The 17383-nt window shown below is 42.1% G+C and carries 16 protein-coding genes; 12 read left to right on the top strand and 4 right to left on the bottom strand.

Annotation, left to right across the window (positions count from 1 at the left end; all coding sequences use genetic code 11):
- Nucleotides 1–29: 29 nt before the first annotated feature.
- Nucleotides 30–893 carry a peptide chain release factor N(5)-glutamine methyltransferase gene (prmC, locus tag E0F88_RS24870; protein ID WP_131960995.1) on the top strand — a complete coding sequence of 288 codons (864 nt, stop codon included), beginning with the start codon at nt 30–32 and terminating at the stop codon, nt 891–893.
- A 52-nt stretch (nt 894–945) separates the two neighbouring features.
- Nucleotides 946–1899, top strand: a complete 954-nt coding sequence (locus E0F88_RS24865) for an AAA family ATPase (protein WP_131960994.1) — start codon at nt 946–948, stop codon at nt 1897–1899.
- A 1-nt stretch (nt 1900) separates the two neighbouring features.
- Here the strand turns inward: E0F88_RS24865 and yidD are convergent, their stop codons facing one another.
- Entirely contained in the window at nt 1901–2110 is a 210-nt protein-coding gene (gene yidD / locus E0F88_RS24860) for a membrane protein insertion efficiency factor YidD (RefSeq protein WP_220466376.1), read from the bottom strand.
- A gap of 159 nt (nt 2111–2269) precedes the next feature.
- Between yidD and lgt the strand changes: the two genes are divergently transcribed.
- From lgt to E0F88_RS24845, 3 genes are all read left to right on the top strand, one after another.
- Entirely contained in the window at nt 2270–3100 is an 831-nt protein-coding gene (gene lgt / locus E0F88_RS24855) for a prolipoprotein diacylglyceryl transferase (protein ID WP_131960992.1), read from the top strand.
- Between the two features lie 95 nt (nt 3101–3195).
- Nucleotides 3196–3795 carry a hypothetical protein gene (locus E0F88_RS24850; RefSeq protein WP_131960991.1) on the top strand — a complete coding sequence of 200 codons (600 nt, stop codon included), beginning with the start codon at nt 3196–3198 and terminating at the stop codon, nt 3793–3795.
- A gap of 231 nt (nt 3796–4026) precedes the next feature.
- On the top strand, nt 4027–4464 hold the full coding sequence (locus E0F88_RS24845; RefSeq protein WP_131960990.1) for a hypothetical protein: 438 nt from the start codon (nt 4027–4029) through the stop codon (nt 4462–4464).
- 95 nt (nt 4465–4559) lie between these two features.
- Here the strand turns inward: E0F88_RS24845 and E0F88_RS24840 are convergent, their stop codons facing one another.
- On the bottom strand, nt 4560–5099 hold the full coding sequence (locus tag E0F88_RS24840) for an RNA polymerase sigma factor (protein ID WP_131960989.1): 540 nt from the start codon (nt 5097–5099) through the stop codon (nt 4560–4562).
- 580 nt (nt 5100–5679) lie between these two features.
- On the opposite strand from E0F88_RS24840, the gene E0F88_RS24835 reads away from it, so the two are divergent.
- The 4 genes from E0F88_RS24835 to E0F88_RS24820 all read left to right on the top strand — a co-directional run bounded on the left by E0F88_RS24835 (nt 5680) and on the right by E0F88_RS24820 (nt 12518).
- Complete coding sequence (locus tag E0F88_RS24835) at nt 5680–7605, top strand: PfkB family carbohydrate kinase (protein ID WP_131960988.1); 1926 nt, start codon at nt 5680–5682, stop codon at nt 7603–7605.
- 87 nt (nt 7606–7692) lie between these two features.
- On the top strand, nt 7693–8859 hold the full coding sequence (locus E0F88_RS24830) for a sialidase family protein (RefSeq protein ID WP_131960987.1): 1167 nt from the start codon (nt 7693–7695) through the stop codon (nt 8857–8859).
- Between the two features lie 49 nt (nt 8860–8908).
- Nucleotides 8909–11140, top strand: a complete 2232-nt coding sequence (locus E0F88_RS24825; protein WP_131960986.1) for a hypothetical protein — start codon at nt 8909–8911, stop codon at nt 11138–11140.
- A gap of 49 nt (nt 11141–11189) precedes the next feature.
- The gene (locus E0F88_RS24820) at nt 11190–12518 is read left to right on the top strand and encodes a DUF3748 domain-containing protein (RefSeq protein ID WP_131960985.1); all 1329 of its coding nucleotides are present in this window, start codon (nt 11190–11192) and stop codon (nt 12516–12518) included.
- Between the two features lie 2 nt (nt 12519–12520).
- On the opposite strand, the gene E0F88_RS24815 is transcribed toward E0F88_RS24820, so the two are convergent.
- Both E0F88_RS24815 and E0F88_RS24810 read right to left on the bottom strand, forming a co-directional pair.
- A complete protein-coding gene (locus tag E0F88_RS24815; RefSeq protein ID WP_131960984.1) occupies nt 12521–13087 on the bottom strand; it encodes a Uma2 family endonuclease in 567 nt (188 codons plus the stop codon).
- 113 nt (nt 13088–13200) lie between these two features.
- Nucleotides 13201–14217: a LacI family DNA-binding transcriptional regulator gene (locus E0F88_RS24810; protein ID WP_131960983.1), complete on the bottom strand. Its 1017-nt coding sequence runs from the start codon at nt 14215–14217 to the stop codon at nt 13201–13203.
- Nucleotides 14218–14420: 203 nt separating this feature from the next.
- On the opposite strand from E0F88_RS24810, the gene uxuA reads away from it, so the two are divergent.
- The 3 genes from uxuA to E0F88_RS24795 are packed head-to-tail and all read left to right on the top strand — an operon-like array spanning nt 14421 to nt 17349.
- Entirely contained in the window at nt 14421–15614 is a 1194-nt protein-coding gene (gene uxuA / locus E0F88_RS24805; protein WP_131960982.1) for a mannonate dehydratase, read from the top strand.
- 50 nt (nt 15615–15664) lie between these two features.
- On the top strand, nt 15665–16459 hold the full coding sequence (locus tag E0F88_RS24800; RefSeq protein WP_131960981.1) for an SDR family NAD(P)-dependent oxidoreductase: 795 nt from the start codon (nt 15665–15667) through the stop codon (nt 16457–16459).
- Nucleotides 16460–16509: 50 nt separating this feature from the next.
- The gene (locus E0F88_RS24795; RefSeq protein WP_131960980.1) at nt 16510–17349 is read left to right on the top strand and encodes a ThuA domain-containing protein; all 840 of its coding nucleotides are present in this window, start codon (nt 16510–16512) and stop codon (nt 17347–17349) included.
- Nucleotides 17350–17383 lie beyond the last annotated feature (34 nt).

The following is a 17383-nucleotide window of genomic DNA, read 5'->3' as shown; positions in this document are numbered from 1 at the left end:
TCCGACATTAGAATAAAAACTCAGACAAAATGACTTCGGCACGTCAGCTATATCAGAATATTGTAAGTGGCATAAAAGTATATCCGGATAAAGAAGCGCAGGCAATTACGTTCATGTTATTGGAGCATTACATGCGGTTGAGAAATATCGATGTTTTGGTCGACAGGCCCATTCCGGAAACATCAGCGCAACCCGACTGGCTTTCCATTATCTCCCGATTGAACAACAACGAACCCGTTCAGCATATTATCGGATCGACAGAATTCTGCGGCCTGGAATTCCGGGTTTCGTCTTCCGTACTCATACCACGTCCGGAAACAGAAGAATTGGTACAAATGGTTACCCGCGACTATGCGGAACCTGATAAAAATATTTCTATTCTTGACATCGGAACAGGCAGCGGCTGTATTGCCATCGTACTGGCACGTTTTCTTCCGCATGTTACCGTGCATGCCTGGGACGTGTCCGACGAAGCGCTGGAAGTTGCCCGTGAAAATGCCCGTCAGCTTATTGCAGATGTTCAATTTGCAAAACAAGATATGCTTAACGTAACATTCCCGCTTCCGGGAGACATCATTCAGTTTGACTGCCTGGTAAGCAATCCCCCTTATGTTACCTATTCCGAAGCAGAACACATGCGTCCCAACGTACTTCGCTTTGAACCGCACGAAGCTTTGTTTGTAGAAGACAGTGATCCGTTACTGTTTTATAAAGCAATTGCTGATTTTGGGAAACACCATTTAAAACCCGCAGGAAAGTGTTACGTCGAAATTAACGAGCATTTTGGCGCGGAAACAAAAAAAGTATTTGAAGAAAGAGAATATAAAAACGTAGAAATTCTGCGTGATATTCATGGAAAAGACCGTTTTGTAAGAGCCATTTGGGTTAAATAAATTCCCGGCCTTTCGAAACTCGTCTTTTTAAATTCTGCCTAAACAGAACAAAATGTATTTAGAAAAAATAAAAGATGTTCTTAATGAACTGGGTAAAGTCGTTGTCGGTCAGGACAAACTGCTTAACCGGCTGCTGATCGGGCTTTTTACAGGCGGCCATATTCTGCTGGAAGGCGTTCCCGGCCTGGCAAAAACACTGACAATCAATTCGATGGCCAAGGTTTTGCATCTTGACTTCAAACGTATCCAGTTCACACCCGATCTGCTTCCGGCAGATTTGATTGGCACGATGATCTACAAACCGAAGATCGGTGACTATGAAGTCAAGAAAGGGCCTATTTTTTCCAATATCATTCTTGCCGATGAAGTAAACCGCTCTCCTGCAAAAGTACAGTCGGCCTTGTTGGAGGCTATGCAGGAAAGACAGGTTACCATTGGAGACGAAACCTACCTGCTCGATCGGCCTTTCATTGTACTCGCAACACAAAATCCGGTTGAACAGGAAGGAACATATCCGCTTCCTGAGGCTCAGATCGACCGTTTTATGATGAAAGTTTACGTCGATTACCTCGACAGACAGCAAGAGCTGGAAGTAATGAGAAGGATGTCTGACATCAACTACGATTATAAAATTAAACCGATCCTGAACAAGGAAGATATTTTTGCAATCCGTGATAATGTCAATAAGGTAAATATTTCCGATACGCTGGAACGCTACATTATTGAATTGGTTTTTGCAACAAGACGCCCGCTGGAATATGGTTTACGGGACGAAGCGCGTTACATTCAGTTTGGCGTTTCACCACGTGCGACCATTTATCTGAACCGTGCTGCAAAGGCGCTGGCTTATCTGGAAGGAAGAGATTACGTGTTGCCCGAAGACATCAAAGAACTGGCTCCGGACATCATGAATCACCGTATTCTGCTCAATTATGAAGCGGAAGCGGACAATGTTCGTACGATTTCAATTATTGATTCGATTTTGAGAAAGGTTGCAATTGGCTAAATCAGGGAACGGGATCGTGGCCATGGCCTCCCCATGGATGGCATCTGGAAAATCGTTTCAGTCCCATCCAGCCACCTTTGAATGCTCCGTGTTTCTGCACCGCCTCGATCATATATTGCGAACAGGTAGGTGTATACCGGCAGGAATTTGGCAGGTAAGGCGAAAGCACTCCCTGATAAATGCGAACCAGTCCTATGAGTAAAAATTTCATGTTTTCCCTTGTATCAGCAATAACCATTGCCTTAGTGACTTAAAAGTTCTCCTAAATTCAGTAATAAAACTGACCAGCTGAACCTAAGAGCAAATTTTACTTCATCTTTGTAAAATAATAAACTACCAGAGCCCTTTTGCCAATTAACATCATAAACACATGATTTCCTATATTTTGTGGGATGCTAATCCCGAAATTTTTACCATACCTGAAATCGCCGGCTACGGGCCGTTCCCGGTTCGCTGGTACGGCTTGCTTTTTGCAGCTGGTTTTTTGATCGGTCAGCAGGTGATGATCCATGTTTTCAAAAAAGAGAAGAAACCGCTTGAAGATATCGATGCGCTTACTTTGTACATGGTTATTTCAACCGTACTGGGTGCAAGAATTGGGCATTTTCTCTTTTATCAACCTGAAATTCTCTTCAAAAATCCGTTGGAAGTAATTTTGCCTCCTTACGCCGGCCTGGCAAGTCACGGTGCGATCATCGGAATTATAACCGGTTTGTTACTCTATGCTCGTTCCCGTAAAACTACCGGACAAACGTTCCTTTGGGTTTCCGACCGGATTGTGATCGTTGTAGCATTGGCTGGTTCTTTTATTCGTTTTGGAAATTTAATGAACTCCGAAATTGTAGGCCGGCCAACCGATGTACCATGGGGTTTCATTTTTATGCAAAACACGGAATTTAAACAAATTCCACGTCACCCTGCACAGCTCTACGAATCCATCTCCTGTCTTGTCCTTTTCTTTGTGTTGCTTGCTCTATGGAACCGATATAAAGAAAGAACTCCCCGCGGACTGCTGGTAGGTGTGTTTTTCGTCTGGGTGTTTACACTGAGATTCCTTTACGAATTCCTGAAAGAAAACCAGGAGGCATTCGAAGCAAATTATGCATTGAACATGGGACAAATTCTGAGTATTCCTGCGGTTCTTTTAGGCCTGTACTTTATCTGGCAGTCACGACAAAACGTGCTGAAGAAAACGGCTTAACGGCTGCCTGTACTCTTAAATAAGTGGTTAAATATATAGGTTTACTTTTAAGTAAATTGCGTTGCCGGTGAAATCCACATAAACGTACAATTCATATGAAAAACCATTTTTTGTTAATCCTGGCATTTAGCGCTTTGCTGCTGAGCTGTGGAAAAAAAGAGGAAGAACAACAGGATAAGACTAAATCAGCAGCCGATGCATTGCAACAGTTTGCCGACAAAGCGAAAGATATGCAAACCCGCGAGAAAGTTGATCCGATTGACTTTCGGAAGTTAAGAGAACTTCTTCCCGAGGAAATAGCGGGATTTAAAAGAACAGAAGCTTCCGGCGAAAAAAATGGGGCAATGGGTTTTACGATATCAACAGCAGATGCCCGTTACAAAGGTGACAACGACGCCTCTATCCATCTTGAAATCCTGGACACAGGCGGTGTGGCGGGCGTAGCAACGATGGCAATGGCTGCCTGGACTATGGCTGATATCGACAAAGAAACAGACACAGGATACGAAAAGACAACCAGTCTTGAAGGTTACAAAGCCTTTGAAAAATACGATAGCCAAAACAAATCAGGAGAACTAAACCTGCTCGTTGCAGACCGGTATGTTGTTAATGTAAACGGCAACAATGTAACAATGGAACAGATGAAAAGTATTTTGGGAGATCTGGATCTTGATAAGCTGGCGGATTTGAAATAATTCCAAAAACATTGAATAAAAAAAGGAGCCATGTGCTCCTTTTTTTATGGATAACAATCAGATAATTAAACGATTAAGCCTAATTGTAAATACTGATCAATATCATGCTTTATTGTTATCATTTAAAAGCAAAAGTATTTCTACAAAAGTCCTTAGTGGCAGGATAGTTACATTGTGTTTTTTTCATACATTTCGGCTGTAACTCATCTATCATTTTACCTCCATTAATTTATGAAAGCGTTATTTCTTGTCTGCACTTTGTTCCTGATTTCTTTGTCCGGAAAAGCGCAGGATTTTGCCCCTGATTCTACAATTGTTATTCAAAATCAAAAGCTTTACACGACAGCTCCAACGGAAAGTCTGGCAGTGAAAGGACAGATTGATGCAGAAAGACATTATACGAAATACCGCGGAGCGGCAACAGGCACACTGATAGCCAGTCTGTTTTCACCCCTTATCGGACTTATTCCGGCGATAGCATGTTCGTCCACAACACCAAAATTGAAGAATTTGGATTACCCTGACGAAGCGCTTTTCAGACAGGCTGAGTACCATGCAAGTTATACCCAAAAGGCAAAAAAAATCAAGAAACGAAAAGTATGGACAAACTGGGGGATTGGTTTCGGTGTAAACATCGCACTTGCCCTGGTAATTGCAGCAGGTTCTTGACCAGCATCAGCCAAAAGCAAAAATAGGAGCCAAAAGCTCCTTTTTTGTTTTTTATGTTAACATAACGTTGAGTGAATTCTGACGATTTACCACTATTAAGCGGTGGCCACATCTACTTTTTCTCTAAGTATCTGTTTCGCTTTTACAAGTTGATTCTTGACTGTATTTTTTGATATTCTTAAAAATTCCGCAATTTCCTGATACGATTTTCCCTCTTCAATATTTAATTTCAAAATCAGTTTACGCTTGATGGACAGCGAATCAACTGCATTTTGAATCATACAGATACGCCTTTCCTTTTCCTCTCTTTCATCATCGCCTGATGACATCATTACTTCCATGAACTGTTTCCGAAGCTGCTCGCTTTTTTCAAGTTTTTTGAAATGATCAAAAGCCATGTTTCGTAAACAGGTGAATAGATAAGAACTGAAATTATGGTCGGGCTTAATAAGCGTCCGCTTAATCCAGATCTTGACGAACACATCCTGAATCATATTTTCTGCTTCTTCTTCATCTTTTAGAAGAGAAATTGAAAACCGAAGAGCGGGTGCCTTGTAATAATTATACAGTTCTGCGAAGGCCGCTTCATCGCCTTGCGTCACTCTTGTAAGGGTATTTTCGTCAGGATGCGCCACAGTAGTAAGGGTTTTATCTATAAAACAGGGTTAACTTTTTAACAAATTAATACTTCCATGAAAATGGAATAATTTATTTTAATCTTTCATTATTACAAATAATTTTCCTCCAAGTAATTGATCCACTGATGATCATATATATTGCAAATCGGAATGCTTATATTATAAAATACTGTTAAACATTATTTATGTAATTAGAAATTCTGAGGAACAATTTCTATATAATGTTTTCTTCTGTGCGATGCTGTGATTTTCTGATGATAAATTTACAGGATCGTTTCCAATTAAGAATCGCAACTTGCGTAAATATATCTTCATTTTGCGCAAACGTCATTTATTTAACAATTCTGTAACAAAAAGTTAGCAAAAGGGTCATATTCGCTCAGTTTCAAAGGGTTTTAAATATTTTTCCAGAGTTTCATTTCATCAAAAGCTCTCCTGTGCACAATTTAAAGGTTCGTCAATTTCATTATACAGCAGAAAACAGTAAAAGCAGGATAGCCCGCCTTTTTGTTTGCGGAGTATATATATTGAAAAAAAGCAGGAAAAAATTACAAAAGGTCAAAAGCGTTCGCCCATTATGGAACCAAGCCATATTGAAAATATTCTTCAAAAGATATCCTCTGTCAGGATTGCCGTATACGGAGATTTTTGCCTCGATTGCTACTGGATCATGGATAAAAGTCTGTCAGAGGTATCCATTGAAACAGGATTGAACACCGAGGTCGTATCCCGGCAATATTACAGTCCGGGCGGTGCGGGAAATGTTGTGGCTAACCTGGCAGCTCTGAAACCAGCGGAGATAAAGGTGATCGGAGTGGCCGGTGACGACATGTTTGGTCGCGAGCTAACCTCCCAGCTTCAAAAACTTGGCGCAGATACAACAGCTCTATTTTACCAACAAACCAATTTTGATACCTATACTTACCTGAAACGCCATGTAGACGGACAGGAGGAGCCAAGAATTGACTTTGGACCAAGCAACCGAAGAAGTGAAGAAACGGATGATCTTATTTTAGAAGCGGTGGAAACTGCACTTTCTGAATATGACGCGTTGATTTTCAACCAGCAGGTAACAGGCAGCATCAGTAATGAATCTTTTATTGTAAAAGCTAATCTGCTTTTTGAAAAATATCCTGATAAAATCATAATGCTTGATTCACGTCATTTTAACGAACGGTTCAAAAATACGTTTCTCAAAGCAAATGACCGCGAGATTGCCTCACTGATCGGGCGTACCATTAGTCAGAACGAAATCGTGCCGCTTTGGGATGTTAAAAAATATGGAGAATCGATTTTTTCGAAATCCGGTAAACCCGTTTTTGTAACCTGCGGAGAAAGAGGAATTATCGCTTTTGACAAAACAGGTTCTCATGAAATCCACGGCCTGCAATTAAAAGAAAAGCTCGACACCGTTGGGGCGGGCGACACCACCATTAGCGCTATAACATTATGTTTAGCGGCAGGTGTTAGTCCACCGGAAGCAGCAGCGTTCGCTAATTTCGCGGCAGCAGTCACTGTCCAAAAACTGTACACAACCGGCACAGCAACAGGCGAAGAGATTTTGAAAATCAGCCGAGAACCAGACTTTATTTACAACGCCGATCTGGCAGCCAATGAACGCGCCGCTTTTTATTTAACTGATACCGAATTTGAGTTATGTGAAACCAATGTCCTGCAAAAACTGGGACATATACGCTATGCCGTTTTTGATCATGACGGTACGATCAGTTCACTGCGACAAGGCTGGGAAGAGGTAATGGAGCCTGTGATGATGAAGGCCATTCTGGGCGAACAATATGATTCTGCCGATTCGGCCACATTTCAAAAAGTGACCGTACAGGTAAAAGAATTTATTCACAAGACAACCGGAATACAAACCATTTACCAGATGGAAGGGCTTGTAAACCTGATAAATGAATTCGGTTTTGTACCAAAAGAAAAAATCCTGAACAAGTTTCAATATAAAGAAATTTACAATACAGGTCTGATGGAAATGGTGGACGGCCGGATGAAAAAGCTCGCTGATGGCGAACTTTCTCAAAACGACTTTACAATGAAAGGTGCCGTCGCTTTTCTTTATGCATTGAAAGAAAGAGGGGTAAAAATGTACCTGGCAAGCGGAACAGATGTTGATGACGTAAAAAACGAGGCAGCAGCACTGGGTTACGCCGACTTGTTCGATGGCGGGATTTACGGCGCGCTTAAGGAGTATACGAAGTTTTCAAAAAAAATGATCATTGAAAACATTATTAAAGAAAATCAACTGAACGGAAATGAACTGGCTGTGTTTGGTGATGGCCCGGATGAAATCAGGGAGGGCAGACGCGCAGGCGGTATTTCGGTGGGTATAACCAGTAATGAACTGCAGCGGTTTGGACACAATGCCGCCAAACGTCCACGGCTCATTAAAGCTGGTGCCCAATTACTGATTCCGGATTTTTCCCAATACAAAAAACTGGTTTCGCTACTTTTCCAGGAGGAAAAACAGTTTGTAAATATTTAATATTAACGCAGAGTCAATGGAGTTTGCTCGCTGTTTCGCAGAACTAAATCAGGTTCGTTAGTCATCGCCGGAATCTTCAAAAGTAAAATGAAAAAGCTTTTATACTTATTATTAATCAGCGTTGCCGCACATGCGCAGTCTCCCGGCATTATACAACAAACACTTATTTTCCCCCAACAGGAAAAACATGTTCATGGGAGCAGTTTGGTTAGCCTGAACAATGGTGATTTTCTGGCAGCCTGGTTTCAGGGAAGCGGCGAACGTACGGCAGATGATGTGAAAATCATGGGCGCAAGATTAAAAAAAGGAGAGAAAAACTGGTCAGCGCCATTTTTGATGGCCGACACACCAAACATTCCTGACTGTAATCCTGTACTTTTCCTGAATGCAGAAGGAAAACTTTTCCTGGTTTGGATAGCAGTACAAGCCAATTTATGGGAACAATCCATTTTACGTTTCAGAACCTCCGTCGACTTTGGAAGAACAGGTGCTCCGGTATGGAACTGGCAGGATAATATTTTGCTCAAACCAGATCAGAAATTTGCCGAAGAAATTGAACTGAAATTTAAGGACCTACCGGAATTTAATGGTGGATGGGCAGGTTACGCGCCGAAATATGACGAGTTGATTGTTGAGGCTTCTAAAGATGCAACAAAAAGGAGTATCGGCTGGATGACCCGCATTAAACCATTACTGTTACCAAACGGAAAAATTGTATTGCCGCTTTATTCCGACGGTTTCAATATGTCGATCATGGCTATTTCCGACGATAACGGCACCAGCTGGCTTCCGGGCCTTCCACTTGTAGGTCGCGGACCGATTCAGCCGGCAGTCGTCAAACGCAAAAATGGGAATCTCGTCGCTTATGCACGGGATAGCGGCGACGAACCAAACCGTGTACATTTCAGCGAATCCGCGGACAATGGCAAAAGTTGGACAGCAAGTAAAAAAACCGATATTCCAAATACAGCCAGTGTGGAATTGCTTGTTTTACAGGATGGAAAATGGGCTTTTCTCGGTAATGATATTGATAACGGCCGGCATCAGCTTAGTCTGCGCATTTCGGATGATGAAGGCAAAACCTGGAAATGGAAAACGTTTGTCGAAAATGATGAATCGAAAAAAGGCGGTTACTCCTACCCTTCTTTGATCCAGACCAAAGACGGATTGTTGCACATGACTTATTCATACCATCCTGAAAAAACTAAAAAATCCATCAGATATGTGGTGGTAGACCCCAAAAAACTTTACTAATAAATATTACCTCTATCTATTAATACTGACGTTACTAAACCTTTAACCAATGCATAAATTACTCTCAATCCTTTTTTTATTGAGTCTTTCCGGACTATTTTCCTGCAGCAAAAATTCGGTTAAACAGCCTGTTCACGAAGACAAGCCATTCACGCAGGATTACAGTATCAAATACTATTCGGATACTACAAAACTCAATCTCATCCAGGCATATTCTGACCGGAATGGTGTTGTCCAGGTTTTGGCAACAGAAGGTTTACAACATCCTTACAACGGTCATTTCCTTTATCACGGAAGTATAGAACCGGATAATTATTACCGGTTTATGAAGGATAAAATAGTTGCCGCCATCGGAACGTATCAAAATCAGCTTGTTTACCTGAGCGATTCGGTGGTTTTCAGCAATGCATGGGCGGGAAAATTACTTTCCGGACATACACTTCCTGCAGCTAAAATATTCGAAGGCGGCGAAAATTTTGCTTTTTTAATTTCCGACGGGAAGTCACTGCAGCTTACAAAAGATTCCAAAGTTTTATGGAACGGCAGTTTAACAGCGGACGAAGTGGTTGCGATTCGTTTCCAGGAAGAAGGCGGTCAATTTTGGGTTTTAGGTAAAAAATCACTTTCTGTTTTTAATACAAAAGAAAACAAACTCACCAAAGTATTAGGCGGTAGCAACTTCACCGCTTTTGACCTGACTAACAGAAATCAAACTATTACTATCGGAACAACCGAAGGGTTTATCGAATATAGTTTAAGCGAGAAAAAACAGATTGGTGAAATTCATAAAAGACTGCCTGTCAACAACATTACAGCCGTTGAAGAAGTGAACGAAAAAATATGGTTTGGGTCAAATGAAGGCGCTTTCAGTTTGAGAGCAGACGGAAAATTTGATTACTACAATGGTGAACGCTGGCTGCCGGGAAACAAAGTTCTTCACATTTCGAAAGGGCCGGAAAATTCTGTCTTAATACTGACAACTGCCGGTCTGGGCCAAATTGCTTTTAAAGAAATGACTTTAGAAGAAAAGGCTTTATACTTTGAAGAACAGGTTCGGCTGAGACATAACCGTGACGGTTTTAATGCCACCCTTCGCGGAATGAGCAACGGAAATCTCTCGACAGGGTTTATGGAAGATTCGGATAATGACGGACTTTGGACTTCGATGTACCTGGGAGGTGAAATTTTCAGATATGCTGTTACAAAGGATTCCGCCGCGCTTCAAAACTGCCGCGAATCACTGGAGGCGATGGAAAGACTCTATTCAATTAATCCTGTTCCCGGTTTCCCGGCAAGGTCATTTGAACGTGCAGGCCATATCAGCGAGCTGGGCGACCCCGAACGCTGGCAACATGCGCCGGAAAAAGAGTGGGACTGGAAATCTACTACCAGCAGTGATGAAGTAATCGGTCATATTTTTGCGTTCGGTGCCATGGCAGAACTTGTGGATGATACAAATTTGAAAAGCAGGGCAATTAATTTGATCGATACGCTGATGTCACACATTGTCAGCAACAACATGTATCTCATCGATTTTGATGGAAAACCAACCATGTGGGGAAAATGGAATCCGGAATATGTAAATGCGTTTCCGGTTAATGTAGGAGACAGGAAACTGAACTCTTCCAACATCATTGCCATGCTGCAAACGGCTTATCATTTTACCAAAAAAGAAAAATATAAGGAAAAGGCTTTTGAACTCATGACAAAACATGGCTATCTCGAAAACATGATGCGTCCGATGAGTATCATTGGCCAGGCTCCTGAGGACGCCGATGAACACAGCAAACACATGTCCGATGGCTGGAATCATTCCGATGACGAAATGTACTTTGTAGGTTACTGGGGACTTTACAGATATGCATTTAACGACACTTTGAAAGCAAAATACAAAGAAAGTATCATCGACCACTGGAAAGCCGAAAGACCTGAAAAAGAAGGTGCCTGGAATATTTTCACTGCTTTAACTGAAACAGAAGAATTTGATTTGAAAGAAGCGGTTTGGTATCTGCAGGAGCATCCTCTGGATCTGATCGACTGGAAAATTCAGAACAGCCATAGAAAAGACATTGAATTGATACCAATAAATTTCCGTAAACAAACCATTAAAGAGGTATTGCCGCCGGATGAAAGACCAATCCAGCGACATAACGGAAATATGTTTAATTTGGACCGTAATGGTGGTAATGGACAGTCGGAACATAGTGCAGGAGATATCTGGCTTTTGCCTTATTGGATGGGAAGATACCTGGGCGTGATCAGCGCACCGGTCAGAAAGTAATATCTAACCCATGAGAGCGATTATTTCAATTTTAACAGTTTTAGTATTGATGAATTCATGTCAGAAAGAATCCGGTTTGGAAGAAAAACAAATTACCCACGATTTGAGCTATCACCATGACCTGGATAATAACGACAACTTTTCACCCGACGGGCAATGGCTCGTTTACGATACACGAACAGATGACGGTATTGCGGCATCTTCAAAAATTGAAAAAGTCAATATTAATACGGGAGAGAAGAAAATTCTGTTTGAAATCAATAACAATCAGATATGGGGACCCGGTGCAGGTGCTGTCAATTACAGTCCGGTAGATAAGAAGGCAGTTGTTTTTATTCATGGTTTACCGAGTACAGAGACAAATCCTTATCAGCAGTGGAGACGCACCGGGGTTATCATAGAGGATGAACACCCGAACGTTCCCATCTATATGGATGCCCGTGACATAACTTTTCCTTACACACCCGGCGCGTTACGCGGCGGAACGCACCGGCACGAGTGGAGCGGTGACGGGCAATGGATCGGCTATACCTATAACGACGCCATACTAAAAGCACTTGAAGACAGTACCGGTACAAAGCAGAATCTCCGCACAATAGGGGTTTCAAAAAAAATAAAACCTGTTCAGGTAGATCAGAACAGTGAAAATATTTCCGGAGAATGGTTCAGTGCACTGGTGGTCCGCGTAGTGCCTGAACCTAAACCGGGAAGCGACGAAATCAGCCACGCTGCCGGCGACAGCTGGGTTGGGAGAAAAGGATATGTGACTAAAAATGGCCAACAGCAGGTTGCCAGGGCATTTTTGGGAACTGTAACTGATAAAAACGGCAAACAGGTTCCTGAGGTTTTCATTGTGGATATTCCGGATGATATCACAAAAGTAGGAGAATTCGGGCCTCTGGAAGGTACCGCAACAACTTTTCCAATGCCTCCGAAAGGGACAACGCAAAGAAGATTAACTTATACTTCGTATTCAGATAAACCAGGCTGCACAGGAATTGTGAGATCATCGCCCGATGGTTCATGGCTGGCGTTTTTGGCTTATGACCAAAAAGGAATTCAACAGGTTTTTATTATTTCACCAAATGGCGGAAAAGCATTACAGCTGACAGAACACGAGTCGGACGTTTCCGGAAATATCCGCTGGCACCCTGACGGGCAGCATGTCAGTTATATCTGGGATGGAAGTTTGGTTTTATGCAAAACGGGTAATAAACCTTTCAGTGAACGTTTTGAAAAGTTAACGATTTCAACAAATCCTGCCCCTACTAATGTTGTATGGTCGCCGGATGGAAAAACAGTTGCTTTTAATCGTTTGGTGAAATCAGAAAACAGTGCGGACTCTACTCAGCAAATTTTTATCAGGAAAATAAGATAAAGCTAAACCTCTGGCTGAAATTTTATTTTTTTGTAAACAGTGCTGACGGGAAGATCAACACCGAAATGTGAAAGCGGAATTATTTCACCCGGCTTGTCATAAAATTCTACATACCAAAGTTGATTTTGGCGGATATAAATCTGGATAAAACAGCTTTCCTGGTCAATAATCAAATAATATTGCAGGGACGGCAGTGACCGGTATTCATTAAGTTTGGTAGTTCTATCCGTATGAGCAGTGCTTTCAGAAAGTATCTCCACGATCAAAACGGGTTCTGTGGCATATTTGATTTTATTCCCGTGCTCATGAAAGATCAAAAAGTCCGGAATCCGGAAAATCTTTTGTTCCTTAACCAGAAGTTTCACCGCATTCTGTACAAATATATAAGGTTCGTCTTCTAGCAGATTCCCTAGAAAACGATGAATGTTTCCTGCAATCTGGTTGGCAGTTACTGATTCTCCCGGCATCTCTATAATTTCTCCGTTTACAAATTCAAACCGTCCTTCATGCGTTTCGCAGAAGGCAAAGTATTCTTCCAGAGTATAAAGTTTTTCGGTAACAGCGATCATAATTTTCTGCTTTTTATCAAAAATAAGGATTTTTATTTAAAACTCTTATTCAACCTAATCGCTTAATCGCCTGCCTCTTAAAGTTTTTAATTTGTTTATTCAGTGTCAAAAAGTTACTTCACCGTGGACTCTCTAACGATCAATTCCGATTTCAAAATTACCGTATTGGTTGTGTCAATCTTCTGCACACCTTTCAAATGATTAATCATTGTTCTTACCGCTACCTCACCCATTTCCCGGCCGGGGTAAAAAATGGTAGTCAGGTTAGGTTCTATCACCTTTGAAACCGGGTCGTTGTTAAAACCTGCAACAGCAATATCTACGGGAATTTTGAAACCCCGTTTTTTCAGGGCCTGCACGCATGAAACAGCACAGATATCGTTGGCAATAAAAATGCCATCCGGTTTGTTATCCATTTCTGCCAGTTTTTCAATTGCCGCTTCACCGGCCTCCTGTGAAAGATCAGTAACCATAATCAGCGATTCATCCAGTGGAATTCCATATTTTGCCAGCGCATTCTGATAGCCCTGATATCTTCCTGAGTACACATTGCGTTTTAGATTACCGGTCACATGCATAATCCGCCTGCAACCCTGTTCAATAAGGTGCGACGTAATTTCAAAACCAGCCTGAACATTGTCAATCACGATACTTGCACAAGCGGGATGGTCGAAGATCCGGTCAAAAAACAGGACGGGAATATTCTTTTTTACAAAATTTTCAAAATGTTCAAATCCTTCGGTATCATAGGCTACGGAAACCAACAGGCCGTCAACCCGGCTATTGTACATGGTTTTTACATTGGTTTTTTCTTTTCCTTGCGATTCCAGAGATTGACTGATCAGCAGATTATAACCCGCCTGGTTTGCCACAGCTTCCATCCCTGCCAGCACAGCAGACATAAAGCTGCTATCGAGCCTGGGGACAATTACACCTAATGTACTCGTACTTTTTCTTCTTAAATTACTCGCAAAAGTGTTGGAGCGATAGCCCAGTTCCGCAGCTTTGGTCACAATGGAAAGCTTGGTTTTACTATTTATTGCAGGATGGTCATTTAAAGCCCTGCTGACCGTTGCCGGAGAAAGCTGTAAGATTTTGGCAATGTCGTAAATTGTAACTTCTTTTTCCATTGATTTCGTGGCGGGCTAAATTATTAATCTCTTATTTTCAGATCAAATGTAAGGGAATTTGTACCTGTTTGCGTCAGATAATATGTTCCTGCAACTTTATCGATCCACTTCAAAAATATTAGAATGCGAATTTATTAAAAATTTATGCAATCGGTTGCAATGCAAAATAATGTTGAGATATTTATAGCAAAATTTAAAATACGATGATACATACAATGCGCTGGTTTGGCCCGAACGACCCCGTTTCCCTGATGGATATCCGTCAGGCCGGATGCAGCGGAGTGGTGAGCGCATTACACCAGATTCCGGTTGGCGATGTCTGGAGCGTCGAGGCCATAAAGGAAAGAAAAGAAATCATAGAAGCCGGTAATAAAGACTATACTTCCTTACAATGGCTGGTGGTCGAAAGTTTACCTGTTCATGAGCATATCAAAAAAGGCCTCCCATCAAGAGAGGTTTTTATAGAAAATTATAAAACATCTCTACGAAACCTGGCTGCCTGCGGTATCACCACGGTATGTTACAATTTTATGCCGGTTCTCGACTGGTCACGTACATCGTTGGATTATACCATGCCCGAAGGCCACAAAACACTGCGGTTTGTTTGGGAAGATTTTTCACTTTTTGACTTATACATTCTGAAAAGACCGGATGCCGCCCTCGATTACGAGCCGGAAGTTCAGGCTTCGGCACATGCCAGACTGCAGAAAATGTCAGACGATGAAATTGCAGTCCTGACAAATACCGTTTTACTCGGTCTGCCGGGATCAGAAGAAGCATTTGATCTGGCCATTTTTCAGGATTTGCTTGATGCTTACGCAGATATCGGCGACCGGCAGCTTCGGGATAATTTGTATTATTTTATTCGCCAGATTGCTCCTGTTGCCCAGGAGTTGGGTATTAATCTTTGTATCCATCCCGACGATCCGCCGAGATCGCTGCTGGGTTTACCACGTGTTGTCAGCACAGAAGCTGATCTGGAGGAACTAATGCAGGCAATTGATGTACGTGCGAATGGTATCACATTTTGTACAGGTTCACTCGGTGTGAGGGCAGACAACAATCTTGTCAGAATTATCGAACGCTTTGGCGACCGCATCCACTTTGTTCATTTGCGCACTACCAGGAGAGAACCGGGAACCAGAAACTTTCATGAAGCACCTCACTTGAATGGAGACGTGGACATGTATGAGGTTGTGAAAGCATTTATTCAGGAAGAACAAAAAAGAAAAGATGCCGGCTACACGGATCAGCAACTGCCCATGCGTCCGGATCATGGTTTTCAAATGCTGGACGATTTAAACAAAAAAACTTACCCCGGTTATTCAGGAATAGGAAGGTTAAAAGCACTGGCAGAACTTCGTGGATTGGAAATGGGGATCAGGCGTTCTCTTTAAACCATTTATCCGTTGATAGCCTACATAAATATTACAGTTTTTAAAATATCATGAACCCCGAAACAAACATTACGAATCAAGCCACAATACCGTCTGTTTTTTCATTGGAAGGAAAACTTGCAGTCATAACCGGAGGCGGAAGCGGAATTGGCTTTTACATTGCGCAAAGCATGGTGCAGGCCGGAGCAAAGGTGGTAATAACCGGCCGGCGTGAAGAAGTTTTAAAGCAAGCGGTAGAAACATTGGGAAAAAAGGTCAGCTATTTTGTGAACGACATCACAAAACTGGAAACCATCCCCAAGCTTGTTGACGACATAGAAGATGCCTGCGGTCCTATTGACATTTTGGTCAACAATGCGGGTATTAATATGAAAAAACATGCTGTTGAGGTCACAGATGAGGACTTTGACAGGATCATTCAAACCAACCTGCATGCTGTTTTTTCCATGACCCGTGAATGTGGCAAAAGAATGATCGAAAGAAAACAAGGTTCCATCATCATGATCACATCCATGGCAGCCTTGTACGGAATTGATCGTGTAGTTGCATACACAGCATCGAAGTCTGCAATTGGAGGAATAGTGAAAGCGCTGACAACCGAATTTTCACCCTATAACGTGAGAGTAAATGCCATTGCACCCGGTTTTATTGAAACACCAATGATGTTGACAGCCATGGGCGGAGATCCTGCACGCCGGGACAAAGCCATGGATCGTACGCCAATGGGTATTTGGGGAAAACCGGATGATATCGGATGGGCGGCCGTTTTTCTTGCATCGCCTGCGGCAAAATTTATTACTGGTGTTTCATTGCCTGTCGACGGAGGTAATTCCATCGGGTTTTAGGCTTTTCTATATTAACGGCCATTTTTATTCCTAATCTTTTTAACAAATCAATGAAGAAATCGGCATTCCTAAGTAAACTGTTACTATTTACAGCAATCCTTTCTATCGTGTCTTTTGGAAAAACCAATGCACAAAAGATAAAATGGAACAAGGTGAAAATTCTGGTTTATACCAAAAACGGAAAAGGTTACATACATGATAACATTGCCAATTCCGTTGTAGCCATCCAGGAATTAGGTAAACAAAACGGTTTTACCGTTGATGTAAGCGAAGATCCCGGCAAGTTTACAGATGATAATCTGAAACAATATGATGCGCTCGTTTTTTCGAACACGAACAATGACGTTTTTGATACCGACGCTCAGCGTGTTGCACTGATGCGATACATTCAGGCAGGCGGCAGTTTCGTTGGATTACATTCGGCTTGCGGCACAGAACGAAGCTGGCGATGGTTCAAGGATTTACTGGGAGGTACATTCTTTTGGCACGAACCGGGTCAGAGTTTTTCAGTAAACGTACTGGATACTAAAAATCCTTCGCTTGCACATCTGCCTCAAAAATGGGACCGTGCAAAAGATGAATTTTACTTCCTGAAAGAAATGAGTGTAAACCTGAATGTACTGGCTGTTAACGATCATACAACCATTCAAAAGCCTGCAGGAAAAGCTTTGGATACCTTTGGAACCGTGTTTCCGTCAGTATGGTGGCACGAATATGACGGAGGCCGCGCCTTTTACACATCCATCGGTCATGAAAAAGAAGATTATCTAAAGGATGACCTGAGAAAACATATCCTTGGTGGTATAGAATGGGTCATAGGACCGCAGAAACCAAGAAATTACAGCAAAGCCTATGCTACGTCACCAACCGACATGGTAAGAAAGAAGTAAGATAATAGCCCGAAAGGCTTTCACCCCTTAACGT

It is taken from the genome of Dyadobacter psychrotolerans, from assembly GCF_004349265.1.
GTDB classification, from domain to species: Bacteria; Bacteroidota; Bacteroidia; order Cytophagales; family Spirosomataceae; genus Dyadobacter; species Dyadobacter psychrotolerans.
Note: the sequence above shows the minus strand (reverse complement) of the source record. Positions and strands in the feature narration are given on the sequence as shown.

What these genes read in the sequence shown, in the direction of transcription:
- prmC (WP_131960995.1), top strand. Translation starts at nt 30, where the DNA reads ATGACTTCGGCACGTCAGCTATATCAGAATATTGTAAGTGGCATAAAA.
- E0F88_RS24865 (WP_131960994.1), top strand. Translation starts at nt 946, where the DNA reads ATGTATTTAGAAAAAATAAAAGATGTTCTTAATGAACTGGGTAAAGTC.
- yidD (WP_220466376.1), bottom strand. Translation starts at nt 2,110, where the DNA reads ATGAAATTTTTACTCATAGGACTGGTTCGCATTTATCAGGGAGTGCTT.
- lgt (WP_131960992.1), top strand. Translation starts at nt 2,270, where the DNA reads ATGATTTCCTATATTTTGTGGGATGCTAATCCCGAAATTTTTACCATA.
- E0F88_RS24850 (WP_131960991.1), top strand. Translation starts at nt 3,196, where the DNA reads ATGAAAAACCATTTTTTGTTAATCCTGGCATTTAGCGCTTTGCTGCTG.
- E0F88_RS24845 (WP_131960990.1), top strand. Translation starts at nt 4,027, where the DNA reads ATGAAAGCGTTATTTCTTGTCTGCACTTTGTTCCTGATTTCTTTGTCC.
- E0F88_RS24835 (WP_131960988.1), top strand. Translation starts at nt 5,680, where the DNA reads ATGGAACCAAGCCATATTGAAAATATTCTTCAAAAGATATCCTCTGTC.
- E0F88_RS24830 (WP_131960987.1), top strand. Translation starts at nt 7,693, where the DNA reads ATGAAAAAGCTTTTATACTTATTATTAATCAGCGTTGCCGCACATGCG.
- E0F88_RS24825 (WP_131960986.1), top strand. Translation starts at nt 8,909, where the DNA reads ATGCATAAATTACTCTCAATCCTTTTTTTATTGAGTCTTTCCGGACTA.
- E0F88_RS24820 (WP_131960985.1), top strand. Translation starts at nt 11,190, where the DNA reads ATGAATTCATGTCAGAAAGAATCCGGTTTGGAAGAAAAACAAATTACC.
- E0F88_RS24815 (WP_131960984.1), bottom strand. Translation starts at nt 13,087, where the DNA reads ATGATCGCTGTTACCGAAAAACTTTATACTCTGGAAGAATACTTTGCC.
- E0F88_RS24810 (WP_131960983.1), bottom strand. Translation starts at nt 14,217, where the DNA reads ATGGAAAAAGAAGTTACAATTTACGACATTGCCAAAATCTTACAGCTT.
- uxuA (WP_131960982.1), top strand. Translation starts at nt 14,421, where the DNA reads ATGATACATACAATGCGCTGGTTTGGCCCGAACGACCCCGTTTCCCTG.
- E0F88_RS24800 (WP_131960981.1), top strand. Translation starts at nt 15,665, where the DNA reads ATGAACCCCGAAACAAACATTACGAATCAAGCCACAATACCGTCTGTT.
- E0F88_RS24795 (WP_131960980.1), top strand. Translation starts at nt 16,510, where the DNA reads ATGAAGAAATCGGCATTCCTAAGTAAACTGTTACTATTTACAGCAATC.